Genomic DNA, 24,544 nt, shown 5'->3' with positions numbered 1-24,544 from the left:
GCCCCGGATTCATCTCTGGTAAGCAGGGGCATGTCCCCGGAACGCATCCTGGTCGTGGATGACGAGGTGAACGCGCGGCGCGCCCTGGCCACCCTCCTCGCGGAGGAGGGGTACGAGGTGCGTGAGGCCGCGGACGGCGCGGAGGCGCTCGCGGCGCTCCCGGACTTCTCACCCTCGCTGGTGCTCACCGACGTGCGGATGCCTCGCATGGACGGCGTCACCCTGTTGCGCCGCGCGAAGGAGGACGGCAGCGACGCGGCCTTCGTGATGATGACGGCGTTCGCCACGGTGGAGGCGGCGGTGGAGGCCATGCGCCTGGGCGCGGAGAGCTACCTCACCAAGCCGCTGGACCTGAACGCCGTGCTCGTCGTGCTGGGCAAGGCGCTGGAGACGCGCCGGCTGAAGCAGGAGACGCGGCAGCTGCGGGAGCGGGTGGCGGAGCGCTTCCGCGTGGGCAACATCATCGGGGACGCGCCCGAGCTCCAGGGCGTGTATTCCCTCATCCACCAGGCGGCCCCCACGCGGGCCACGGTGCTCATCCTGGGCGAGAGCGGCACGGGCAAGGAGCTGGTGGCCCAGGCGCTGCACGAACTCAGCCCGCGCAAGGCGCGCCCCTTCGTGAAGGTGCACTGCGCGGCGCTCAGCGAGGGCCTGCTGGAGAGCGAGCTGTTCGGCCACGAGCGGGGGGCCTTCACCGGCGCCCTGGCGCGCAAGGAGGGCCGCTTCGAGCTGGCGGACGGGGGCACCCTGTTCCTGGACGAGATTGGCGAAATCTCCCCGGCCGTGCAGGTGAAGCTGCTGCGCGTGCTGCAGGGCCGCGAGTTCGAACGCGTGGGCGGGACGCAGACGTTGAAGGTGGACGTGCGCATCGTGGCGGCCACCCACCGCGACCTGGAGGCGGAGGTGGCGGCGGGCCGCTTCCGCGAGGACCTCTACTACCGCCTCAACGTGGTGGCGGTGACGCTGCCGCCCCTGCGCCGGCGCAAGGCGGACATCCCCGCGCTGGTGAGCCACTTCATCGAGCGCTGCAACGCGGCCCATGGCAGGGCCGTGAAGGGGCTGGCGCCCGGCACCCTGGAGGCGCTGATGAGCCACGACTGGCCGGGCAACATCCGCGAGCTGGAGAACGTGGTGGAGCGCGCCGTGGTGCTCGCGCGAGGAGAGGAACTCACGGCGGACGACCTGCCGCCCGTGCTGCGCGGCCCCCGCCCCAGCGCGGGGAGCGGCGACCGGCTCATCCCCGGCGCGACGCTCGCCGCCATCGAACGCGAGGCCATCCTCCGCACGCTGGAGATGGTGCAGGGCTCCACCACGCGCGCCGCGGAGGTGCTGGGCATCAGCGTGCGGAAGATCCAATACAAGCTCAAGGAGTACGGCGGCGGTGGCACCGGCCCGGACGAGGAGCCGGCCGCCTCCTAAGGCCCCGCGCGCAAGGAAGGGATTCGCCATGGAAGCCAGACCTGAAGGCGTGACGGACGACGTCCTGGAGGAGCTCCAGCGCTACGTGGGCTTCTCCGCTATCGACGGGGAGGCCCTGCGGGAGCTGCACCCCATCGCCTGCGCGCACTTCGAGCGCATCGCGGACGTCTTCTACCGGCGCATCCTCGAACACCCGGGGGCGCGCAAGGCGCTGGAGGGAGGCGAGAGCCAGGTGGGCCACCTCAAGGTGACCCTCCAGGACTGGATGGGGTCGCTGCTCCTGGGGCCGTGGGACGCGGCCTACTTCGAGCGCCGCTGCCGCATCGGACGGGTGCACGTGCGCATCCACCTGCCGCAGCACTACATGTTCGGCGCCATGAACCTGCTGCGCCAGGAGCTGACGGCGGTAATGGAGGAGTCGCTGCGCGGCGACCCCGACCGGGCCGCCCGCCTGGACCGGGCGCTGGGGAAGATCCTCGACCTGGAGCTCGCCATCATGCTGCACACGTACCGCGAGGACCTGCTGGCCCAGGGGGCCCGGGCCGAGCGGCTGGCGACCTTCGGGCAGTTGGTGGGCTCCATTGGCCATGAGCTGCGCAACCCGCTGGGCGTCATCGAGACGTCGCTCTTCATCCTCAAGGGCCGCCCCGCCGCGAAGGAGGACGCGCGCGTGGCCAAGCACCTGGACCGCATCGGGGAACAGGTGGAGGTCGCCAACCACATCGTCACCAGCCTGCTGGACATGATCCGTTCCCGCCCGCTGGTCCGCGCGCCGCTGCGGCTCGCGGAGGTCTGGGTCTCCGCGCGCGAGGCCGTCGCGCCGCCCGAACACGTGCGCGTGCGCGCCGAGGGCCTGGAGGCGCTGCCCTCGCTGGAAGGAGACGCGGTGCAGCTGCGGCAGGTCTTCGTGAACCTGCTGCAGAACGCGGTGCAGGCCCTGGGCGAGCGCGAAGGCGAGGTGTGGCTGACGGCGGACGTCCCGGAGGCCGGGGTGCGGCGGATCCGCCTGGTGCTGGAGGACAGCGGCCCGGGCCTGGACCCGTCCATCCGCGCGCGCGTCTTCGAGCCATTGATGACCACGAAGGCGCGCGGGCTGGGGCTGGGCCTGGCGCTCGTGCGGCGCATCCTGGAAAGGCATGGAGGAGGCATCGCGTACGCTCCCGCCGAAGCCGGAGCCGGGCCGGGCGGGGCCCGCTTCGTGGTGGAGCTTCCCCTGACGCTGGAGCCTTCCTGATGGGCCGCTTCCTGCTGGTGGATGACAACCGGGCCTTCGCGGAGAACCTGGCGGAGATCCTCGAGGACGCGGGCCACTCGGCCACCGTGGTGGACCGGGGCGACGCCGCGCTCCAGGCCGCGCGCGAGGAACGCTACGACGTGCTCATCACCGACATGCGCATGGCTGGAATGAGCGGCGCCGCGCTGGTGCACCACCTGCGTCAGCGGGACCCGGGGCTCGCGGCCATCGTCATCACCGCGCACCCCGGAGAGGCCGAGCTCGCGCGAGCGCGCGCGGAGGGCGTGCTCGCGGTGCTGCCCAAGCCGGTGCCGGTGCCCGCGCTGGTGGAGCTGCTCACGCGGGCCCGCCGCGACGGACTCGTCGTGCTGGTGGAGGACGACGTTCGCCTCGCGGACAACCTCACGGAGGTGCTGCGCGAGCGCGGCTTCACGGCCGTGGTCGCGCACTCGGTGCCGGACGTGGTGGGCCTGGAGCCCGTCCGCCCCTTCGCGGCGCTCGTGGACCTGCGCGTGCCGGGCGGCCCCGATGGCGAGGCGCTGCGCCGCGTACAGGAGCGCTTCCCCGGCACCACCCCCTTCGTCGTCACGGCCTACCCGGAGGCGCTGCCCGCGGACTTCGAGGGCCGGCTGGTCCGCAAGCCCTTCGACACCGGGGCGCTGCTCGCGGAGCTGGAGCAGGTGCACGGAGGCCGCGCGTGACGGGGCCGGGGAGCGCGGGGGAGCGTCCCCGGGTGCTGGTGGTGGATGACAACGCGGCGTTCCTGGACAACATGCGGGAGCTGCTGGAGGACCAGGGCTACGTCGTCTCCAGCGCGACGAGCTGCGCGGGGGCGCTGGAGCGGGCGCCGGCGGGCTTCGACGTGGCGCTGGTGGACGTCCGGCTGCCGGACGGAGAGGGCACGTGGCTCGCCCCCCGGCTCAAGGCGCTGGTGCCGGAGGGGGAGGTGGTGCTGCTCACCGGCCTGGGCATGCTGGAGGCCGCGGTGGCCGCGGTGCACGCGGGCGCGTGCGCGTACCTGCTCAAGCCCTGCGCCACGCCGGAGCTGCTGGTGACCCTGGAGCAGGCGCTGCGCCAGGTGCGGCTGCACCGTGAGAAGCAGGCGCTGGCCCGGCGCGCGCAGATGACGGAGAAGCTGGCCGCGGTGGGCACGCTGACCGCGGGCCTGACGCATGAAATCCGCAACCCCCTCAACGCCGCCGCCCTGCAGCTCACCGTCCTGGAGCGGCGGGTGCGCAGGCTGGAGGAGTCCGTCCAGGGGCCGCTCCTGGAGCCGCTGCTGCTGGTGCGGGATGAAATCCGCCGCCTGGATCACATCCTCGAGGACTTCCTCCAGTTCGCCCGTCCCCGCGAGTTCAAGTCGGGCGCCGTGGCGGTGGCGCCGCTGTTCGAGCGGGTGAGCAGCCTCCTGGCCTGGCAGGCCGAGCAGCGCGGCGTGACGCTGGAGGTGGAGCCGCCGGGCGCGTTGGAGGCGTGGGGGGAGGAGGAGCGGCTGCGGCAGGTGCTGCTGAACCTGGCGCTCAACGCGCTGGAGGCGACGCCGCAGGGAGGCCGGGTGCGCTTCAGCGCGAGCGCGCGGGGAGGGGAGGTGGCGCTCTTCGTGGACGACAGCGGGCCCGGCGTGCCGGTGGAGGCGCAGGGGAGGCTCTTCGAGCCCTTCTTCACGACGAAGGCGAGCGGCAGCGGGCTGGGGCTCTCCATCGTGCACGCCATCGTCACCCAGCACGGCGGCACCCTCCAGGTGGAGGAAGGGCCGTTGGGGGGCGCGCGCTTCACCTTGCGGTTGCCTGGAGCACCGGGGACGGAGGCGGGATGAGGCCCAGGACGCCCCCATCCCGTCAGGCTTCTACGCGGGCAGCGAGCCCTGGCCGGTGGCCAGCGTGTTCATGAAGGACTTCACCTTCTGCACGTAGGTGGCGTCGCCGGTGCCGGCGGGGATGGCGTCCGGGTTGCTCTTGTCCACGCCGTTGGGGCCGGAGTTGTAGGCTCGCAGGGCCAGCTCATCGCTGCCGAACTGCTCCTTCATGTCCTTCATGTAGAACGCGCCCGCCAGGATGTTGGTCTCCGGGTCGGAGAGGTTCTTGCCCTGGAGCTCCGGGTGCTTCGCCTGCAGCTCCCCGTAGGTGTTGGGGTTGACCTGCATCAGGCCGGTGTCCGTCAGGCCGTTGCCGCCGTTGGTGGTGACGGCGTCCAGGTTGCCGCGCGACTCCTGCCAGATTTGCGCGGCCAGCATCTCCGCCGGCATGCCCGTCTTGGCGGCGGCGGACTCGATGGCGCCGCGGAACTTCTCCAGCCCCGCGGGCAGGTTGCCGCCCAGCTTCGTGCCGCCGCTCGAGGACGAAGTCGTGGGCCCCACGACGCCGGTGTTGCCGTTGGACGCCTGCGACTGCGAAGCCGACGGGCCCACGACGCCGGTGTTGCCGTTGAGCGCCACGGGAGGACGCGACGTGTCCTGCGGCGTGAAGCTGCTGTCGGAGAAGGACTGCGAACCCGTGCCGCACTTCCCGCCCGAGGCGCCCTGCGCACCCTGGGCTCCGGAGACACCCTGGAGCGCCTGCGCGCCGCCCGGCACGGCCTGCGCCACCAACTGCACGATGGACGTCAGCGCGGACAGCGTGTCCTGCAGCAGCTTGCCCAGCTCCGCGCCCTTGCCGGAGCCGATGTCGAAGCCATCCTTCTGGAACGCCGCGAGCCCCGGCGAGCCCGGCTTCTGGCTGGAGGAGAACCCGTCCACGCCACCCGGACGACCAGCGAGGCAGGGGGAGGCGGCGTCCTGTACCGGCAGGCGGGACACGGAAGCGGAGGTGCTGCGGAGGGGCGAGATGGCCATGGCGGGGACCTCGAAAGGGATTGGGTTCGGGTGAAGCGATGCAGGACCCCATAGCAGCCGGTGTGCCAGTCCCCAGGGAGGGGGCGGACGCGGGCAACCCATGGATTTCACGGGCAACGCGAAGGGGCGCTGGGGCCCGTGTGGGGCCCGTGCCTGGTGACTCCGGTCACCGGCCCGATGGCCTCCGTCATCATCCGAACCCGCCGTCACCCTTCGAATGACAGGGGGCCGCGCGTCGTGCAGAACGCTCCCATGGCCGACATCACCCACCGCACCGTCCGGACGAATGGCATTCATCTGCACCTCGCCGAGGCCGGCCAGGGCCCGCTGGTCCTGCTCCTCCATGGCTGGCCGGAGTCCGCGTACTCGTGGCGCCACCAGCTCCGGGCGCTCGCGGACGCCGGCTACCACGCGGTCGCGCCTGACGTTCGCGGCTACGGCCAGAGCGACCGGCCCGAACCCATCGAGGCCTACAGCATGAAGCAGCTGGTGGCGGACTTCGTGGGCCTGCTCGATGCGCTGGGCGAGAAGACCGCGGTGGTGGTGGGCCACGACTGGGGCTCGGCGATGGCGTGGAATTGCGCCGCGCTGCACCCGGACCGCTTCCGCGCCGTCGTGGGCATGAGCGTGCCGCACCTGGGCCGCACGCCCATGCCGCCGACCCAGCTCTTCCGGCGCGTGTTCGGGGACAAGTGGTTCTACATCCTCTACTTCCAGGAGCCGGGCATCGCCGAGGCGGAGCTCGAAGCGGACATCCCGAGGACGCTCCGCATCACCCTGGGAGGCACCCCCGGCTTCGACACGCAGGCCGAGGCCGTGAAGTCGCGCCGCCAGGGTGACGGCTTCCTCACCGGCCTCCAGGTGCCGGATCCGCTGCCCGCGTGGCTCACGGAGGCGGACCTCGCGCACCTCGCGAAGGAGCTGGAACACAGCGGCTTCCGCGGCGGGCTCAATCGCTACCGCAACATGGACCGCGACTGGGCGGAGTTGCCCGAGCTGGCGACGGCCCTCATCCAGCAGCCCGCCCTGTTCATCACCGGAGAGAAGGACCCGGGCCGCGCCTTCGCTCCGCTGGACCCCATGAAGGCCCTGGTGCCGCGGCTCCAGGACGTGCTCGTCATCCCAGGCGCGGGCCACTGGATTCAGCAGGAGCGCCCCGCGGAGGTGAACGCCGCGCTGCTGGCGTTCCTGAAGTCACTGCCCGCGTGAATCCCCGTGCCGGGGCAGGCGCACGGTGAACGTGGTGCCTTCCCTGGGGGTGGAGGCGACGTCGACGGTGCCGCCGTGGGCGTCCACCAACTGCTTCACGATGTAGAGCCCCAGGCCCACGCTGCGGCCGGTGGAGCCCACCTCCGACGTCGCGCGCTGGAGGGGTTCGAAGATGCCGGGCAGCTTCTCCTGGGGAATGGGCGTGCCCTGGTTGTGGACGGACAGGCACACCCATCCGTCCTCGCCCCGGGTCGTCACCTGCACCGGGCTGGCTTCGGGGCTGTACTTGATGGCGTTGGTGACCAGGTTCTGCACCACCTGGGCAATCCGCTCGGAGTCCCACTCTCCGGTCGCGTCGCCCCGCTCCTGCACGCGCAGGGTGCGGCCTGGGTGCGCCGCATCCACCTGATCCAGCACCTGCCGGGCCACCTGGTGCAGGTTGGACGCTCGGGGCGCGATGGGGATGCCCGTGCCCAGCCGGGCCTGGGTGAAGTCGAGCAGGTCGCTCACGAGCCGCACCGCGCGGTGTACGGCGGACTGGATGCGCAGCACGGACTGGGCGGTGCGCGCGTCGAGCTCGTCGCGGCGGGCCATGGCGCTCACCGTCAGGTGGATGGCGTTGAGCGGGGTGCGCAGGTCATGGCTGACGATGCCGATGAGCTGCTGCTCGAAGTCGACGCGGTCCTGGAGTTGCTGGGCCAGGACGGCCGCGCGCTGGTGCGCCCTCACCGCGTCCGTGGCGTCCCAGGCCACCGCCATGAAACCCTCGACGGCGCCGGCCATGTCCCGCATGGGCACGTGCGTGAAGTTGAAGTAGCGCTCCACCCGCTCGCCCGTCTCCGGGCGGGTGAACTCGAAGCGCTCCTCCGTGAAGACCCGGGACTCCCCCGTCTGGAAGACGGGGTCGCAGGATTTCTCGATGATGGACGGCCCCAGCTCCTCGGGCAGCACTTCTATCAGGGGCCTGCCGAGCAGCTCCCTGCACCTTCGCTCCCAGAAGCGGCACTGGACGGGGTTGGCGAACTGGATGACGTGGTGGGGGCCCTGGAAGATGGCGATGCCCACCGGGGCCTGATCGAAGATGGCGTAGAGCTTGCGGCGCTCCGCCTCCGCTTCGGCACGTGACGCCCGCTCCCGGGCAAGCAGCGCCGCGCGTTCCTCCTCCGCCTGCTTGCGCGCGGTGATGTCGAAGAAGGAGCTGACCGCACCCACGACGCGGCCATCGGGCGTGCGGAGGGGCCGGGCATTGACCGACAGCCAGATGCGGCTGCCTCCCGTCTGGTGGATGCCAATCACGTCGCCAGACACGTTCTCGCCCAGGCGAAGCGCGCGCATGTGGGGATGCTCCTCGCCAGGATACGGGCTGCCGTCCTCCCGGATGGCCTCCCAACGAGGGTCGAAGGGGGTGCGGCCCTGCAGGCGGTTGGCGGACAGGCCCAGCCGCCGTTCCGCGGCGGCGTTGGCGAAGCGGATGGTCCCGTGCTCGTCGTGCAGGGTGACGCCCTCGTCCAGCGAGGCGAGGATGGCGCTCAGCCGCGCCTCGCTCTGCCGCAGCGCCTCCTCCGCCAGCTTGCGCTCGGTGACGTCCTGCGTGACCTTCACGAACCCGCAGGGCTGGCCCACGTCATCGCGCAAGAGCCACAGGTCTATGTCCGCGATGAAGAGGCTCCCGTCCTTGCGCTGCCGGGGCTCCTCGCCCTGGTAGTGCCCCGTTTCGAAGGCCTCCTTCAGCTCCGTTTCTGGACGCCCCTGCTGGCGGTAGTCCTCGGGGAAGAGCATGCGGAAGTGCTGGCCCAGGACCTCCTCGGCGCGCCAGCCCTTGATGTGCTCGGCGCCCGGGTTCCAGCTGATGATGTGCCCTTGCAGGTCGATGCCGAAGATGGCGCGGTCCTTCGCGCTCTGGACCAGGAAGCGGAAGAGCACATCCGTGTTCTGGCCTGCGTGCGTGCACTCCATGCGTGCCACGGTTCCTCCAGGTCGTGAAACACGCGAGCTGTGAGACACCGTTCCCCGCGGCACAGGGAGCGGACGCGCCGGGCCCCGGCCGGAGCGCTGGTGTCAGGCGAAGGCCACCCAGGCCGCGACGGCGATCATGCAGGCGCCGAAGGTCCAGCATCAGGTGCGGCAGCTGGAGGACTGGCTCGGTGTCTCCCTGTTCGAGCGCCGGGGCCACGCGCTGACGCTGACGGTGAGGGGCGCCGAGTACCTGCGCGAGCTGACGCCCGTGTTCGAGCGCATGTCCGAGGCGACCACGCGGCTGTACGCGCGTGAGCAGGGACCGCTGCGGCTCACGGTGCTGCCCTCCTTCGCGGCGTGTTGGTTGTTGCCGCGCCTGGAGCGCTTCCGGAAGCAGCATCCGGACATCGAGCTGCACGTGAACAGCTCCGAGGCGCTCTGGGACTTCCTCGACGACCGCTTCGACGTGGGCATCCGCTCCGGGCTGGGCCGGTGGACGGGGCTCAAGGCGGAGCAGCTCGCGTCCGAAAGGCTCGCGCCCGTGTGCACCCCGTCGCTGGCGAAGCGGCTCCGCGCGCCTGGGGACCTGGGCAAGGTCCGGTTGCTCCACGACTCGCCCAAGGATGGCTGGAGGCGCTGGTTGGATGCCGCTGGAGTGTCAGGCGTGGACGCGGACCGGGGCCCCGTGTTCAACGACGCCGGATTGGCGCTCCAGGCGGCCCGGCTCGGAGATGGCGTGGCGCTGGGGCGGTTGATGCTCGCGGCGGAGGACCTGAAGGCGGGCCGGCTGGTCCAACCCTTCAAGGCGGTCCTCCCCAACGACTTCAGCTACTGGCTCGTGCACCCGCGTCCCCTGACGGGCCGGCGGGACGTGGCGGCGTTCAAGGCCTGGGTGCTCGAAGAAGCCCGGCGCTGACCGCGCTTCGCGCGTGGCGCGAACCGTGGCGTGGTGGCCACCGGGAACGACATCGCGCGTCTCACCGTGCTGCCCGGCGGCGTGCACGACTGCTGGACGCAGCAGTATGACAACTACGCGTTCTGGGATTGGCTCCTCGCCCAGCACCGCTGGTTTTTCCGGCTCGCGGCCGCGAGGATGTATCGAGGCAGCAATTCCTCGCGGACCCGCTTCCACAGCGCGAGTGGATCCGCGAAGCCGAGTCGAGGGACATCGCCTACAGCATCGCCATGCGCCGCTTCGTGCGGCGGAATCCTGTCCAGGATGCCGTGGAGCACCTTGCGCTGAAGCCTCGGTACCCCGGAGAGGCACGGGACGGTGTCTCCACGGACCGTCTACCCGCTGGGTTTCCAGACCGCCGCATGACGCGAGGAACGGTACAAGGCACCGGCGCCCGGGTCGAGCCGGGAGGCCTTCATGGCTCCTCGTCCGCTCAGTCCTGCGCCGTGGGACGGACAACCACCTCGCCCACGTCCACGTCGGCGGGCTGCTCGATGGCGAAGGCCATGGCCCGGGCAATCGCATCCGGCGAAATCGCGAGCTTGTCCCGGACCTCCTCGAACCGGGCCCGGAGCTCCGGATTCTTCACGTGCTCGAGGAAGTTCGTCCGGGTCATCCCTGGCGAGATGACCGTCACCCGCAGCTTGGGGCCCGCTTCCTGGCGCAGGCCTTCGGAGATGGCTCGCACGGCGAACTTCGTCCCTGCATAGACCGCCTGGCCGGGCACGATCCGGTGCGCAGACGTCGACGCCGTGTTGATGAAGTGCCCGAAGCCCTGCTCGCGGAAGACCGGCAGCGCCGCGGCGATGCCGTACAGCACCCCCTTGATGTTGGTGTCGACCAGTTCTTCCCAGTCGTCGACGCGCAGGTCGTCCAGCGGAGAGGTTGCCAGACTGCCCGCGTTGTTGATGAGCACGTCCAGCCTGCCAAACCGCTCACGGGCCATGCGGACGAGCCCGGCGACGTCCTCGCGCCGTCTCACGTCCGTGCGTGCGGAGAGGGCTTCTCCTCCCGCCTTCGTGATGCGCTCCACCACGGGTTCCAGCCGCTCCAGCCGGCGTGCGCCGAGGACGACCTTCGCCCCGCGTCCAGCGAGCAGCACCGCCGCTGCTTCGCCAATGCCGCTGCTGGCTCCGGTGATGGCAATGACCTTGTCCTGGATGCCTGACATGACGCCTCCCTGCCCGGCCAGATGAGGGGAGGGCCGGGCCTGCGATGCAAGACGTAGCCATGCCGGGGGACGCCGGGCTTGGACGTTGTTGACATGGCGTGCAGGTCAACAACGTCCAAGCCACGAGGGAGGCTCACCATTAGGATCCAACCGTGTCCGCGCTCCACCACTCCGTCGTGGATGGCCCCCTGTCCATCCAGACCTTCCTGTTCCCGGTACTGCCGGGCCTGCGATTCGTGCGCTACCGGACCGACGGGCGACTGCTGCGCTCCGTGAAGGAACGTTTCTCCGTGATGGTGACGCAGCGGGGGCACTCGGAGTGGTGGGGGCGGGGCAAGGTCCATTCCTCGTCGCCCCGAACGGTCGACCTCAAGCAGATGGGCGAGGTGCACCGGGACCTGCGCCGCGACGGACCGGCCCGGTTCCAGGTCATCGCCTTCGACGAGTCCCTCGTCGCCGAGGCCCGCGAGGCGCTGGGCGCGCCGGCCTCCGCCCGACTTCGCCAGCTCCAACTCGAAACGTCGCAGCCCGTGGCGGCCGACTTCGTGCGCCTCCACGCCGTGCTGGATGCGGGCCTGGAGGGACGCTCCAGCGCGCTCGCGCTCCAGACGGCCCTGGCCGAAGCCCTCTCCTCGCTGGTCGGATGTCTGGAGCATTCAGGTGCAGTGGATCGGCGCTACCGCTGGCCCATCCGGCGCGTGGTGGAGGCCCTGCACGAAGCCATCCCGGAGGGCATCACGCTGGAGGCGCTGGCCCATCAGGTGGGTTGGAACCGCTTCCACCTGTGCCGCGCCTTCCGCGAGGAGCTGGGAATGCCTCCACACGCATACCTCACCCACCTGCGCGTCTCGCGAGCTCAGCGGCTGCTGTCACAGGGACTGGCACCCGCGGAGGTCGCGCTCCAGGTTGGGCTCTATGACCAGAGTCTGCTCAACCGGCACTTCAAGCGCATCGTCGGCCTCACCCCGGGGCAGTTCGCGCGCGCCGTGCAGTGAGGCCGCCGTCACGGGCGCTGGGTGCGGCGCTACCGGGAGGGCTCCCGGAAGACGGCTTCGATGTTGTTGCCATCCGGGTCCAGCACGAAGGCGGCGTAGTAGCCGGCGGGATAGCCCGTTTCGACGCCGCGCAGTCCGGGTGGTCCGTTGTCGGTTCCTCCCGCCGCCACCGCTGCCGCGTGGAAGGCGTCGACCTGGGCTCGGCTCGTGGCGGCGAAGGCCGTGTGTTGCCTCACGCCGTGGGGATGGAAGCGATCGATCCAGAAGATGGGGTAGTCCCGGCCATAGCCAATGCCATCCGCCCCGGTGTCCTGGGGAAGCTGCATGGCGCGGCGCAGGCCGAGCGCCCCCAACGCCGCGTCGTAGAAGGCCGCCGAGCGGGCAACGTCCGCGACGCCAATGCCGGTGTGATCAATCATGGCCCTCAGTGTATGGGCGCGAAGCCGCGCTCGCGCATCAGCGCGTCGAGGCTCGCGTCCTTTCCCCGAAACTTCCGGTAGCCCTCGAACGGGTCGAGGGTGTTGCCCACTGAAAGCACGTGCTCGCGCAGCCGGGCGGCCACCTTCGCGTCATAGGCACCTCCGGCTTCCTGGAAGGCCTCGAAGGCATCCGAGGCAAGCATGTCCGCCCAGAGATAGCGGTAGTAGCCCGCGGCGTAGGCGTTGCTGGCGAAGACGTGTCCGAAATGGGGCATGCGGAAGCGCATGCCGACCTCCTCGGGCGCGCCCATCTGGCGGAGCACGTCGCGCTCGAAGGCGTCCGGGTCGATTCGCTTCGCGCCCGCCAGGTGCATCTTCATCTCCACCAGCGCGGAGGTGAGGAAGTCCACGGTGTAGAAGCCCTGGTTGAACGTCGCCGCCTTCTGGATGCGGGCGACGAGCGCCTGGGGCATGGGCTGTCCCGTCGTGTGATGCACCGCGAAGCGGCTCAGCACCTCCGGCGTGGCGAGCCAGTGCTCGAACAGCTTGGAGGGGAACTCCGCGTAGTCGCTCACCACGCGGCCACCACCGAGCGACGGGTACGTCACGTCCCCGCTCAGCGTGTGCAGCGCATGGCCGAACTCGTGGAACAGCGTCTGGGCGTCACGCCAGCCGAGCAGCGCGGGGCTTCCCGCCCCCGGCTTCACGAAGGGCATGCTGATGGCCACCAGGGCCGGCACCTCGCCACGGAAGCGCTCCTGGACGCGGTACGTCTCCGTCTGCCCTCCGTTGTATTTGCCTTCCCGCGCGCAGGGGTCGAAGTAGAGGAGCCCCCGCTCCCGGCCGCTCTCCCGGTCCTTTACGGCGAAGACGCGCACGTCCGGGTGGAAGACGGGCACGTCCGGCGCGGGCGTGAAGGTGTAGCCGAAGAGCTGGCCCGCCACCCAGAACATGCCCTCGCGCAGGGTCTCCAGCTGGAGGTAGGGCTTCACCTCGCTGTCGTCGAAGTCATACGCCTGCTTGCGCACCTTCTCCGCGTAGTAGCGGTAGTCCCACGGCGCGATGGGCTCCTGCTGGCCCTGGCTCCGGGCAATGGCGGTCATCGCGGTGACCTCTTCCCGCACGCGCGCGACCGCGGGCGTCCACATCGTCTCCAGCAGCTTCATCGCGCGCTCGGGCGTCTTCACCATCGCGCGGTGGAGTTGCCGGTGCGCGTGCGTGGGAAATCCCATGAGCTTCGCCTGCTCCGCGCGCACCGCGAGGATTTGCGTGATGACCGCGTTGTTGTCATGCGAGTCGCCGTGGTCGCCGCGGCTGTCGTAGTCGCGCCAGACCTTCTCGCGCAGCTCCCGTCGCTCCGAGTACGTGAGGAAGTCCGCCACCACCGAGCGGGTGTTGGCCACGGCCCACTTGCCCGGCTGTCCGCGCGCCACGGCCTCGGCCGCCGCGGCGTTTCGCAGCGGCTCCGGCAGGCCCGCCAGGTCCGCTTCGTTCTCCAGGAGGGTGTAGCGCTTCTCGTCGGCGAGCACGTTCTGGTTGAACGTCGTGTAGAGCGTGGCGAGCCGCTGATTGAGCGCGGCCAGCCGCTTCGCCCCCGCCGCGTCCAGGAGGGCGCCCGAGCGCACGAAGTCGTCGTAGTAGTACGCCACCAGCCGCTGCTGCTCCGGCGTCAGCTTCGCCTTCGCGGCCGAGTCCCGGACCGCCTTGATGCGGCGGAAGAGCTTCCGGTTCTGGGGGTCCTCATCCCAGAACGCTGACAGCCGGGGTGCCATCTCGCGTTCCACGGCCTGGTACTCCGGTGAGCTCACGAACGAGGACCACGCGTTGTAGACCTCGTAGACGCGATTGAACGTCCGGCCCGAGTCCTGGAGCGCGGCGACGGTGTTCTCGAAGGTGGGGGGCTCCTTCGAGTCAGCGATGGCGGCGACCTCGCTCCGCGCCTGCGCCATGGCGGCTTCGAGCGCTGGAGCGAAGTCCTCCACTCGCGCGCGGTCGAACGGCGGGACGCCTCCATGGGGCCCGGACCAGGGCGCGAGCAGGGCATCCGGCGACGAAGCGGGGGCCGCGAAGGCCGTGCCCGCCAGGAGGACGAAGCATGCTGCGATTCTGTGTCGTGGCATGCGGACAGAATACGAGACAGGATTGAGCGGCATCCATCGAATGAAATTCGCCCAGGAGCCACGGATGGCCGCACTCGACCGAATTGATCGCGAGATTCTGGAGGCCCTCCAGAACAATGCACGGCTGTCCAACAAGGAATTGGCCGCGAAGGTGGGGCTGGCCCCGTCGTCGTGCCTCGCGCGGGTGAAGCGGCTGGAGACGGACGGGGTCATCCGCTCCTATCGCGCGGACCTGGATCCACGCTCGCTGGGGCTGGGGCTCCAGGCGCTCATCGCCGTGCAGCTCCGGCTCCACGTGGGCGAGGCGTTCGGCAGCATCGGCGACCACCTGCGCTCGCTGCCGGAGACGGTGGCCGTCTATTGCCTGGGCGGCACGACGGACTTCCTGGTGCACGTCGTGTGTCGGGACACCGAACACCTGCGCGTGCTCACCATCCAGTCCTTCACCAGCCGTCCGGAGGTGAGCCGCATCGAGACGTCGCTGGTGTTCTCCTTCGCGCGCTCGGGGCTGCCGGTCGACCGGGGCGCCTGAACGTCACTGTGCGCCGCCCCCGCCGGGGCTCATGAAGTCCGCATGGGGAGGGGATGAGGTTCTTCTCACGCGCGGGTGGCGAGGGCCGGACATCGCTCTATGCGTCGTGCCGGGACGGAAACGGCCACCGGCTTCGGGGCATTACGCCTCCTTCCTTGCGGTGAGCGGCCCCGGTGGGTGATGGCGGTGACGGCGCTGTCGGGAGGACTGTCCTTCGATGTGGCGCGGGAGTGCAGGGTCTTCCAGGGTCGTCACGTTGCTGCTGCTGTGTGGCGGCACCGCGCTGGGGGAGCCACTCACGCTGCGTCTGGCGCTCCTCGAAGCCAGGAGTCAGGCTCCGGCGCTCGCACAGGCCCGGGCGCAGGAAGCCGTGGCCCGTGGGGACGAGGAAGTCGCCCGGACCTTCTCCCCGCTGACCCTGACACTGGGGGGAGGGGGAAATGATCCCCGGTGGACCGTGGGGCTGACCCAGAGGCTTCCGGCCCCGGGCGCCCGGGCGGCCCGTGTGCTCGCCGCGGAGTTGACGGCCCGCGGCGCCGCCGACGAGCGCCGCGCGAGCGAGGCCACGGTCCGGGCGGATGCGCGGCGTGCCTACTTCTCATGCGTGCGCGCCCACCAGCTCCTGGAGACCTCCGCGCGCGCACTGGCGCTCGCGCGCGAGTCCGAGGCCGCCGCGGTGCTGCTCTTCGACACCGGCGCGGCTCCGGAACTGGACCTGCTCCAGGCCCGCATCGCCCGAGGCACCGCCGAAGTCCAATGGCTGACCCGCCAGGGTGAGCTCGCCGCCGCCACGGCGGCGCTGGCCCTGCTGCTGGGCCGGCCACCGGGTGCGGCGCTGGAGCTGGTGGACACCTCCCCGCCCGCCCTGCCTTCACTGGAGGCCGTGCTGGCCCGAGGCGCGCAATCCCCCGCCGCCGAGGCACGCCAGGCCGACGTGGCGGCGGCCGAGGCCTCCCTGCGGGCGTCACGTCGGGAACGGTGGCCCGTGCCCACGGTGGGGGTCTCCGTGGAGGCGGATGGCCCCGGGGGACGCAGCACGTATCTTCGCGGCGCGCTCGACCTGGACCTCTCCCTCCCTGGCCTTGGACGCGGAGAGACGGTCCGCGCCGCGGCCTCGCTGGAACTCGCGCGCGCCCGCCAGAACGAGGAGCGGCGTTCCCGGTGGACGGAGCTCGTCTCCAGCCATGCGCGCCTGTCCGCCTCGCTGGCGGGACTCGCTCGCTACTCGGAGGAGATCCTCCCCGCGGTGGAGAAGACGGAGGGCATGGCCCTGGAGTCCTATCGCGTGGGCCGCAGTCCCCGGGTGGCGCTCAACGCCGCGCTCCAGACGGCCACGGAGACGCGGACGCAGGCCATCGAAGCCGCCTTCGCCGCCCAGTCCGCCTTCGCGGACCTCGAACTCGCCGCCGGGATGCCCCTTGATGAGCCCTAGATTCGCGCTGCTCGCCTGTCTCTTCGCCTCTGGCGTGGGGTGCCAGCGGACGCCGCCCGAGGAGGGCCCGCCGCCCCTGCCGCGCGTCCGCGTCGCACTCGTGGCTCCGGGACGGGCCGTGCGCGAACTTCGCGTCGCGGGCCTGCTGTCGGCGCCGCCCGGGCGCGAGGTCCGGCTCTCACCGCTGGTGCCCGGGCGGCTGTCACTGCTGCGCGTGGCCGAAGGGGACCGGGTGCGCGCGGGCGAAGTCCTGGCCCAGGTGGACACGCTCAACGCCGCCGCGGAGCTCCAGCAGGCGGAGGCCTCCCTGCGCGAAGCCACCTCCGCAATCGAGGCCGCGAAGGAGAAGCGTGCGCGCACGGATGTCCTGGCCGAGCACGGGGTCGCGGCCCGTCAGGACGCGGAGCAGGACCGGAACGCGGAGGCCTCCGCCCGCGCCGCGGAGGCCCGGGCCCGGAGCGCCCTGGAGCTGGCGCGGCGGGGCATGGGGCGCACCTCGTTGCAGGCCCCCTTCGACGGAGTCGTGACGGCCATCGGCGTGCGGCAGGGGGAGAGGGTGGAGGGCGCGAATCCCCCCGTGGTCCAGATCTCGGCGACGGATCCGCTGGAGCTGCGTGCGTTCGTCACCCAGCAGGAGGCCGCGGAGGTCCAACCCGGTCAACGCGCGACCCTCACCGTCGACGGGCTGGACGGTACCCGCGAGGGCGAGGTCGCCGCGGTGTCCCCTTCCGTGGATCCGCAGAGCGGCAACGTGCTGGTCCGCCTGCGCTTCGCCAACCCGCGCGGGGAGCTGCGCCTGGGCGCGACCGCGCGAGCCCACGTCGTCGTGGCGTCGCTGGGCAGCGCGCTGGCCGTGCCGGCGTCGGCGCTCCTGCCCCAGGAGGATGGGGGCGTCGCGGTCGCGCGGCTCGGGGACGGGCGGGTCCACCGGGTGCCGGTCCACGTCGTCTCCGAGGAACTGGGCGGGGCCGTCGTCCAGGGGCCGCTCGCGGTGGGCGAGCGCGTCGTCGTGGAAGGGGGCTACTCCCTGCCGGATGACGCCGGGGTAGAGGTCCTGAGGTGACGTGGCTGACGCTGCTGCGGCGCAACGCGCCCGGGGTGGTGGTGCTGCTGGCGGCGCTGACGCTGGCGGGAGTGCTCGGCGCGACCCGCCTGCCCGCTGGCCTCTACCCGGAGGTGACCTTCCCGCGAATCGTCGTCACCGCGACGCTGAATGGCGCCAGCGCGCAGACCCTGCGGTTGTCCGTGACCGGCCCGGTGGAGGAAGCGCTGTCCACCGTCATCGGCGTGCGGCAGGTGCGCTCCCGGACCATCCGCGCGGCCGCGGAGATATCCCTCTGGTTCGACTCGAACGCGGACATGGAGCAGGCCCTGGGGCTCGTCAATGCGCGGCTCGCGGAGGTGCAGAACGCACTGCCCGCGGACGCGACGCTCTCCGCCGAGCGGCTCACCCCGTCGTCCTTTCCCATCCAGACCCTCGCCGTCACCGGGACGGTGGACCCTGCCCTGCTGCGCGAGTTCGCCCTGCGGACGCTGCGTCCCGGTCTGGCGGGCCTCGCGGGAGTGGGGCGCGTGGACGTGGTCGGCGGCGACGTGCGCGAGCTCGGCATCGCCGTGGACGCACAGCGGCTGGAGCAGGCGAAGCTGGACCTGCCCACGCTCGCCACCCAGGTGGGCAGCGCGCTCGTGCTCGAACCGGCGGGCCGGGTGGACGTGCACTACCAGCAGGCGCTGGTGGTGGTGCGGGGGCCGGTGGACTCGCCGGACCGGTTGGCGGCGCTCGTCGTGGGCGGGACGCCCGAGGCGCCCGTGCGGCTGGGCGACGTCGCGCGGATCCAGGAGGGACACGCGGACCGGCTCTCCCGGACGTACGCGAACGGCCGGCCCGCGGTGCTCGTCAACGTGGGCCGGCGACCCGGGGCGGACGCTGTCACCCTGGCGCGGGACATCCAGGCGGAGCTCGACCGGGTGCGAGCGGGACTGCCGCCGGGCATCGACGTCGAGCTCTCCTATGATCAGGCCGGGCTCATCGCCCGGTCCGTGGCCCACGTGCGGGAAGAGGTCATCCTCGGTGGGTTGCTCACGCTCGCGGTCGTGGGCCTCTTCCTGCGCTCCTGGCGGGCGATGACGGCCGCGGCGGTGGTGCTCCCGGCCACCCTGGCGATGACCTTTGGCGCACTCTGGCTCGAGGGCGGGACGCTCAACCTGATGTCGCTGGGCGGGCTGGCGGTGGCCATCGGGCTGGTGGTGGACGACGCCGTGGTCGTGGTGGAGGCGGTGTACCGCCGGGTGGCGGCGGGGACGGAGCGGTGGGCCGCGACCGCGGACGCGCTCCGGGAGATCGCCTGGCCCGTCACCAACTCCACGCTCACCACGGTCGTGGTCTTCGCGCCGCTGTCGCTGCTGCCCGGCGTGTCCGGCCAGTTCTTCACCGCGCTGGCGTTCACGCTGTGCACCGCCGTGTTGTTCTCCCTCGTGCTGGCCGTCACGCTGACGCCGCTGTTGTGCGGGTGGCTGCTCGTTCCTCCCGGCGGCCGCCCCGCGCCCGAGCCTGTCATCCCGGGGTTCATGCTCACGCAGTGGCGTGCGCGGCCGGGAGTGCTGGTGGCAGGCGTGGTGCTCCTCACCGTGCTGTTGGCGTTGCTGGGCCGGGGCGTGGGGACGGGGTTCCTGCCGGAGCTGGATGAGGGCGCGTTCGTCGTGGACTACTTCACGCCGACGGGCACCTCGGTCGCGGAGGCGGACCGGCTGGGGCGCGCGCTGGAGGCGGTGGTCGCGGACATCCCCGAGATCATGGGCACCAGCCGGCGCCTGGGCGCGGAGCTGGGGCCGCCAGCGGCCACCGAGTCCTCGCGTGGCGACCTGACCGTGTCGCTCTCCCCGCGGCGGACGCGCCATGGCCAGGACATCATCGAGGCGACACGCACGCGGGCGGAAGCCGCGCTTCCCGGAGTCCGGCTGGAGTTCGTCGAGCTGCTGCAGGACGTGCTCTCCGACCTGGAAGGCGCGCCGGATCCCGTCGAGGTCAAGCTGCTGGGGCAGGACGTCCAGGTGCTGCGGGATTTCGCGCCCCGCGTCGCCGAGTGGCTGCGGGACATCCCGGGCCTGGCGGACCTGTTCGACGGCGTCACCGGGTGCATTCCGGAGACCCACCTGGATGTGGACCTGGTCCAGGCGGGCCGTCTGGGGTTCACGACGCGGGAGGTGTCGGCGCAGGTCCGGACCGCGCTGTTGGGCGATGTCGTTGGGACGCTCCCCCGCGAGGGCCGGCAGGTGGACGTGCGAGTGCGGCTGCGTGAAGCCGACCGCATGGATCCCCAGGTTCTCCAGCGCCTGCGCCTGCGGACTGCCTCGGGGCAGATGGTTCCGCTGACGCAGGTGGCGCGCGTGCGCCAGGAGTGCCAGCCCGCGGAGCTGCTTTCGGACAACCTGCGTCCGCTGGTGGCGGTGACGGGGCGGCTGGAGGGGCGGGACCTGGGCAGCGTCACCGCGGAGGTGGAGGCGCGGCTCGCCACGCTGGAGAAGCCAGCGGGGGTGGAGGTGCGGCTGGGCGGTCAGCGCGAAAGTCAGCGCGAGTCCTTCCAGGCCCTCGTGCTGGTGCTGGCGTTGGCCACGCTGGGGGTCTTCCTGGTGCTGACCTTCCACTTCCGCGGGGTCGTGCTCCCCCTGCTCATCCTGGGCTCGGTCCCCGTGGCGCTCGCGGCGGGCGTCGCCTGTCTGCGGCTCACAGGCACGCCGCTCAACGTCTCCTCGTTGATGGGCTGCATCCTGCTCGTCGGGCTCGTCGTGAAGAACGGCATCCTCCTGCTCGACCGGGCGGAGGAGGGACGCGCCGAAGGAATGGCCGCGGCCGAGGCCGTGGGCCACGCCACCTCCGTGCGCCTGCGTCCCATCCTCATGACGACGCTGGCGACGCTGCTGGGGCTCGTCCCGCTCGCGCTCGGACTGGGTGAGGGGGGTGAGCTGCAACGGCCGTTGGCCATCACCGTGCTGGGGGGACTGTCCCTGTCCACGTTGATGGTGTTGGTGGGGCTGCCGGCGGCGTATGTGCTGGTGCGCCGTCACACGGCCTCCGCGAAGAGGTGAGGGGGAGTCACCTCGCGGCGCGGCTCCGCGGCCGGCGCTGTAACCTTTTTCCGTCCTCCTTCGTGGTGGCCGTGGGATGCCCGGAATGCGCCGGGCGCCGGGACGGAGGACGGACATGCAGGCGACGAAGGTGGCCGTGGTGGGCGGGGGACTGGGCGGGCTCACGGCGGCGGCGCTGCTCGCGCGAGGCGGCTGCGAGGTGACGGTCTACGAGCGCTCCAAGCACCTGGGAGGGCGGGCGCGGACGACGGAAGTGGAGGGCTTCCGCTTCAACCTGGGGCCGCATGCCCTGTACCGGGCGGGCGCGGCGTTTCGGGTGCTGGAGCGCCTGGGCGTGAAGCCCACGGGAGGCATTCCGAATCAGACGGGCTCCCATGCGCTGGTCGGCGGCCGGTTGCACACGCTGCCCCGGGGCGCCGTGACGCTGATGACGACGGACGTGCTGTCGCTCGCCTCGAAGCTGGAGGTGGCGAGGCTGCTGGCGGGGCTCGCTCGCATCGACACGCAGCCGTTGGGGTCCATGTCGATGCGGGAGTTGTTGGAGACGCGCCTGACGCGAAAGGACAGCCGGGCGCTCGTCGGGGCGCTGATCCGCGTGTCCTCGTACTGCGCGGACTTCGAAGCGCTCAGCGCGGAGGCGGGGCTGAAGCAGCTCCAGTGCGCGACCGCCGCCAACGTGCTGTACGTGGATGGAGGCTGGAGCACCCTGGTGGACGCGGTGGAGGGGCTGGGACGCGAGGCGGGTGCCCGGCTGGAGCTGTCCGCGCGAGTGGAGGCCGTCGTCCTTCAGGAAGGGGGCCAGCGGGTCGAAGGCGTGCGGCTCGCGGACGGCACGGTGCACCGCGCGGACGCGGTGGTGATGGCGGGGAGCCCCGCGGACGTGGCGGCGCTCATGCCGGGAGACGAGGCGCTCGCGCGGGAGGCGCGAGAGGCTGTGCCCATCCAGGCGGCGACGCTGGAACTGGGACTGTCGGCACTGCCGAGGCCGGATGCGTTGTTCGCGCTGGGGCTGGATGGGCCCTGGTACGCGTCGGTGCATTCGGCGTCCGCGAAGCTGGCGCCGGAAGGGGGCGCGATGGTGCACGTGGCGAAGTACCTGGGCGGCGCGGACACGGAGGCGAGCGAGGCGGCACTGGAAGCCGTGATGGACGCGCTCCAGCCGGGATGGCGCGCGAAGGTGGTGGCGCGGCGCTACCGGCCCTCGCTCACCGTCAGCGCCGGGCTGCCCCGTGCCGCGAATGGTGGGCTGACCGGCCGCCCCTCCGTGGAGGTGCCGCACGTGGGCGGCCTGTTCCGCGTGGGCGACTGGGTGGGCGCGGAGGGCATGCTCGCGGACGCATCCCTGGCGAGCGCCGAAGCCGTGGAGCAAGCCCTGGTGCGACGCACCGCGACGTCCCAGCGCCGTGCAGCGGGAACTTGAGGCGGATGGGCGTACAGGCAGGGGCCCCTCCCGGCGGCGCCGCGCAAAAACTTGTCGGACAGTCGGACAGGTTTTGTCCGGTCCGGTCCCGGAGGGGCTCGGCGTGGAGATTCGGGAGCTTGGGGTACCCGGCATCGCGGCGTTCCGGTGATGCTCTTGGATTGTTGGAATGTGAGGGCTTGAACGGGATGGATTCACAGGCGCGAGGAGCACTGGGACAGGCCGCACGCGAGCACGAGAGCTTCCTCTGGGGGCTCTGCTACCGGATGACCGGCGTGGCGGCGGACGCGGACGACCTGGTGCAGGACGTCTATGCGCGCGCGCTCGCGACACCTCCGGAGCGGCTGGACACGCTGCGCCCCTGGTTGACCCGCGTCGCGGTGAACCTGGCGCGAGACCACCTGCGCCGCCGCCGTCGCGAGGGTTACGTCGGTCCCTGGCTGCCTTCGCCCTTGGAGACAGGCGATGAGGAGGTCCCTCCCTCGGTGGAGGCGAGGCTCCCGGGCGGCGGCTCGACGGAGGGACGCTATGAGTTGCTGGAGAGCGTCTCCTTCGCCTTCCTCCTGGCGTTGGAAGTCCTGTCGCCCAAGCAGCGGGCGGTGCTGCTGCTGCGCGACGTCTTTGATTACTCGGTGCTGGAAGTGGCCGAGGCGCTGCGCATGAGCGAAGCGAACGTGAAGGTGGTGCACCACCGCGCGCGGGCGGCCATGGCCGAGTATGACCAGTCACGTTGTGTGCCCACGCGCGACGTGCAGGCCCGCACGCGGGCTTCGCTGGAGGCCTTCCTGGGCGCCTTGGTAACGGGAGACGTGGCCGCCGCGGAGGCGCTGCTGGCTTCGGATGTGCGCGCACTGTCGGATGGTGGCGGAAAGGTGCGCGCGGCCCTGGTGCCCATCGTGAGCCCCCAGCGCGTCGTCCTCTTCATGCGCCGGCTGATGGAGATGCGGGGGCCTCCCGTGGCGTGGGAGGCGCGGATGTTCAATGGCCTGCCCGCCGTGGTGGCGGTTTTCCATCCGGGGGCGGATCCGATGCTGGCCCTGCGCATGGTGCTTCGCGTGGACCTGGACTCCAGCGGACGCATCCATGCGCTGCATTCCGTGTTGGTGGACCGGAAGCTCACGGGCGTGCGTATGCCTGTGTCGGATTGACACGGACTTCCTGAAAAAATGGTTCTGATAAATCTTTAGGAAAGCGCATCCGTTTGAGCGGCCTCCCCCGAGAGAGGCGAGCTGTGCTCGCCACATCCATCTGAGAGGAACTCGAATGTCGATGCGGAAGATGTGGGCCCCAGGGATATTGATGTTGGGTGGTCTGACGTTGCTCGCCGGTTGCGGCCGTGAGCCCCGCCCCGTGGAGGTCATCCAATCCCGAGGGACTGAAAGCGTTGCGCTGTTGATTGAGCGGGAGGACGGCGCGGGCCCCTACGTCGAAAGCACGGCGGAGCGCTTCCGGGTCGTCGCCTCGGGCGAAGTCATCAAGTCCGTGCGCTGGAGCGCCGACGCGGGAACGATCGAGCCCTCCCAGGAGCGGGTCACCTGGACGCTGCCTTCGGCGGGGACGGCGTCCCTGACCGTCTCCATCGAGACGGAATCCGGAAAGACAGCGGAGGGCGCGTTCCACTTCAACGTCATGGCCGCGCCGCTCGCCACCAGCAACGCCATCGACCCGGGCCCGGATGTCACGGGCGAGCTTTGCGACCTCGCGTTCGACAGCATGGGCAATGGCCACGTCGTCTACACGAACGGGACCCACAACAGCCTGTGGTACGGCCGCTGGGACGGCACGGCCTGGCAGACGGAACAGATTGACGGACCCGGTTTCAACAACGGTGGCGAATTCATCCTGAAGGGCGCGCTCGTCGTCGACCCGGCGACCGGCACGCCGCACGTCGCCTATTCCAAGGGAGCCGGCATCATCACGAGCGCGTCGCTGCGAATGGCCTACGCCACGCGAATCAATGGCGCCTGGATCCGCGAGGACGTGGACTCCACGCCCATGGGCCGCATGACCATCGCGCTCAACCCGGCGCAGGCCCAACAGCCGGTCATCGTCTTCGGCACCAACGCGTCGGGAAACGTGCGGATCTCGACCCGGACGGCGGCCAACACCTGGTCCACCGTGCCGTTCTCCGTCACCAATCAGGTCCTCACGAGCGACGCCCTCTTTGACTCGACCGGCGCGCTGCATTTCATTACGTACCAGCCCACGTCGACGAGCAGCGCGGCCCAGTCCCTGCGGGTCCTCCGGGGCTCGGCCGTGGAATCCTTCCCTCTGAAGACCATCGGCGTCCTCACCCCCTGGCTCTCAACGGCCTGGGGACCGGACCAGCACTTCCTGGCGCTCGCGAACAGCATCAACGAAGGCGAATGGGCCGCCATCGAGGACATCACGGTCGGGACGCCCGCTTCGGCCAGCACCCGGAAGGTTTCGGCGGTGGATTACAGGTATGGCGCGTCGGACCTGGCCTACGGCGGAGGCAAGCCGGTCGTCGCCCTGCGCAACGGGACGTCGCTGTCGCTTGGCACGACGAACGCGCAGGGCTTCTGGACCTATACGCAGCTCGGGACGGTGCAGGACAGCAGCCGTCCGAGCGTGGCGATCCGTCCCACGGATGGCGTGCCGCATGTCTGCTACCAGCGGGACGGCAAGGTGACCTTCCAGTAGGCCGGTCCACCTCCGGATTGCCCCCAAGGGTGAAGCCCCTGTCCAAGCGCTCCCTCCGTCACCAGTTCCCTGGTGACGGGCGGGCGTGCGAACGAGGGGACG

The 24,544-nt window shown here is 71.1% G+C and carries 19 protein-coding genes; 14 read left to right on the top strand and 5 right to left on the bottom strand.

All coding sequences use genetic code 11. From position 1 onward, the window contains the following. Positions 1–30 precede the first annotated feature (30 nt). Genes GTZ93_RS29550 through GTZ93_RS29535 form a run of 4 tightly spaced genes read left to right on the top strand, consistent with a single transcriptional unit; the run spans position 31 to position 4,469 of the window. Positions 31–1,419 (top strand): sigma-54-dependent transcriptional regulator, encoded by a 1,389-nt coding sequence (locus GTZ93_RS29550; protein ID WP_139919486.1) that lies wholly within the window; start codon positions 31–33, stop codon positions 1,417–1,419. A gap of 28 nt (positions 1,420–1,447) precedes the next feature. Next, on the top strand, positions 1,448–2,653 hold the full coding sequence (locus GTZ93_RS29545) for a sensor histidine kinase (RefSeq protein WP_167548476.1): 1,206 nt from the start codon (positions 1,448–1,450) through the stop codon (positions 2,651–2,653). Continuing rightward, positions 2,653–3,354, top strand: coding sequence for a response regulator (locus tag GTZ93_RS29540; RefSeq protein ID WP_120578832.1), 702 nt, complete (start codon positions 2,653–2,655; stop codon positions 3,352–3,354). The genes GTZ93_RS29545 and GTZ93_RS29540 overlap by 1 nt, the downstream gene beginning before the upstream one ends. Continuing rightward, positions 3,351–4,469: a hybrid sensor histidine kinase/response regulator gene (locus GTZ93_RS29535; RefSeq protein ID WP_257979267.1), complete on the top strand. Its 1,119-nt coding sequence runs from the start codon at positions 3,351–3,353 to the stop codon at positions 4,467–4,469. Before GTZ93_RS29540 ends, GTZ93_RS29535 begins: the two co-directional genes overlap by 4 nt. Positions 4,470–4,499: 30 nt before the next feature. On the opposite strand, the gene GTZ93_RS29530 is transcribed toward GTZ93_RS29535, so the two are convergent. Further along, positions 4,500–5,483: a lytic transglycosylase domain-containing protein gene (locus GTZ93_RS29530; RefSeq protein WP_139919487.1), complete on the bottom strand. Its 984-nt coding sequence runs from the start codon at positions 5,481–5,483 to the stop codon at positions 4,500–4,502. A gap of 252 nt (positions 5,484–5,735) precedes the next feature. Here GTZ93_RS29530 and GTZ93_RS29525 point away from each other — a divergent pair, with 252 nt between their 5' ends. After that, on the top strand, positions 5,736–6,692 hold the full coding sequence (locus GTZ93_RS29525; protein WP_139919488.1) for an alpha/beta fold hydrolase: 957 nt from the start codon (positions 5,736–5,738) through the stop codon (positions 6,690–6,692). Here the strand turns inward: GTZ93_RS29525 and GTZ93_RS29520 are convergent. Next, positions 6,678–8,648, bottom strand: a complete 1,971-nt coding sequence (locus GTZ93_RS29520) for a sensor histidine kinase (protein WP_257979269.1) — start codon at positions 8,646–8,648, stop codon at positions 6,678–6,680. The genes GTZ93_RS29525 and GTZ93_RS29520 overlap by 15 nt on opposite strands. Before the next feature lie 136 nt (positions 8,649–8,784). On the opposite strand from GTZ93_RS29520, the gene GTZ93_RS29515 reads away from it, so the two are divergent. Further along, the gene (locus tag GTZ93_RS29515; RefSeq protein ID WP_139919490.1) at positions 8,785–9,564 is read left to right on the top strand and encodes a LysR substrate-binding domain-containing protein; all 780 of its coding nucleotides are present in this window, start codon (positions 8,785–8,787) and stop codon (positions 9,562–9,564) included. A gap of 472 nt (positions 9,565–10,036) precedes the next feature. Here GTZ93_RS29515 and GTZ93_RS29505 read toward each other — a convergent pair whose 3' ends face one another. Further along, entirely contained in the window at positions 10,037–10,774 is a 738-nt protein-coding gene (locus GTZ93_RS29505; protein WP_139919491.1) for an SDR family oxidoreductase, read from the bottom strand. A gap of 152 nt (positions 10,775–10,926) precedes the next feature. Here GTZ93_RS29505 and GTZ93_RS29500 point away from each other — a divergent pair, with 152 nt between their 5' ends. After that, on the top strand, positions 10,927–11,769 hold the full coding sequence (locus GTZ93_RS29500) for a helix-turn-helix transcriptional regulator (protein WP_139919492.1): 843 nt from the start codon (positions 10,927–10,929) through the stop codon (positions 11,767–11,769). Between the two features lie 29 nt (positions 11,770–11,798). Here GTZ93_RS29500 and GTZ93_RS29495 read toward each other — a convergent pair whose 3' ends face one another. Continuing rightward, entirely contained in the window at positions 11,799–12,188 is a 390-nt protein-coding gene (locus GTZ93_RS29495; RefSeq protein WP_139919493.1) for a VOC family protein, read from the bottom strand. Between the two features lie 5 nt (positions 12,189–12,193). Beyond that, complete coding sequence (locus tag GTZ93_RS29490) at positions 12,194–14,308, bottom strand: M3 family metallopeptidase (RefSeq protein WP_257979268.1); 2,115 nt, start codon at positions 14,306–14,308, stop codon at positions 12,194–12,196. 64 nt (positions 14,309–14,372) lie between these two features. On the opposite strand from GTZ93_RS29490, the gene GTZ93_RS29485 reads away from it, so the two are divergent. From GTZ93_RS29485 to GTZ93_RS29455, 7 genes are all read left to right on the top strand, one after another. Further along, a complete protein-coding gene (locus GTZ93_RS29485) occupies positions 14,373–14,840 on the top strand; it encodes an Lrp/AsnC family transcriptional regulator (RefSeq protein ID WP_120578838.1) in 468 nt (155 codons plus the stop codon). 256 nt (positions 14,841–15,096) lie between these two features. Beyond that, positions 15,097–16,272, top strand: coding sequence for a TolC family protein (locus tag GTZ93_RS29480; RefSeq protein ID WP_161663146.1), 1,176 nt, complete (start codon positions 15,097–15,099; stop codon positions 16,270–16,272). Then, complete coding sequence (locus GTZ93_RS29475) at positions 16,262–17,335, top strand: efflux RND transporter periplasmic adaptor subunit (protein ID WP_161663145.1); 1,074 nt, start codon at positions 16,262–16,264, stop codon at positions 17,333–17,335. The genes GTZ93_RS29480 and GTZ93_RS29475 overlap by 11 nt, the downstream gene beginning before the upstream one ends. Then, the gene (locus GTZ93_RS29470) at positions 17,332–20,358 is read left to right on the top strand and encodes an efflux RND transporter permease subunit (protein ID WP_161663144.1); all 3,027 of its coding nucleotides are present in this window, start codon (positions 17,332–17,334) and stop codon (positions 20,356–20,358) included. The genes GTZ93_RS29475 and GTZ93_RS29470 overlap by 4 nt, the downstream gene beginning before the upstream one ends. Positions 20,359–20,473: 115 nt before the next feature. Next, on the top strand, positions 20,474–21,778 hold the full coding sequence (locus GTZ93_RS29465) for a phytoene desaturase family protein (RefSeq protein ID WP_161663143.1): 1,305 nt from the start codon (positions 20,474–20,476) through the stop codon (positions 21,776–21,778). A gap of 188 nt (positions 21,779–21,966) precedes the next feature. Beyond that, positions 21,967–22,926 carry a sigma-70 family RNA polymerase sigma factor gene (locus GTZ93_RS29460; protein WP_139917739.1) on the top strand — a complete coding sequence of 320 codons (960 nt, stop codon included), beginning with the start codon at positions 21,967–21,969 and terminating at the stop codon, positions 22,924–22,926. Between the two features lie 115 nt (positions 22,927–23,041). Then, positions 23,042–24,442: a hypothetical protein gene (locus tag GTZ93_RS29455; protein WP_222595345.1), complete on the top strand. Its 1,401-nt coding sequence runs from the start codon at positions 23,042–23,044 to the stop codon at positions 24,440–24,442. The last annotated feature ends 102 nt before the right edge of the window (positions 24,443–24,544 follow it).

This window comes from Corallococcus exiguus, from assembly GCF_009909105.1.
Lineage (GTDB): Bacteria > Myxococcota > Myxococcia > Myxococcales > Myxococcaceae > Corallococcus > Corallococcus exiguus.
Note: the sequence above shows the minus strand (reverse complement) of the source record. Positions and strands in the feature narration are given on the sequence as shown.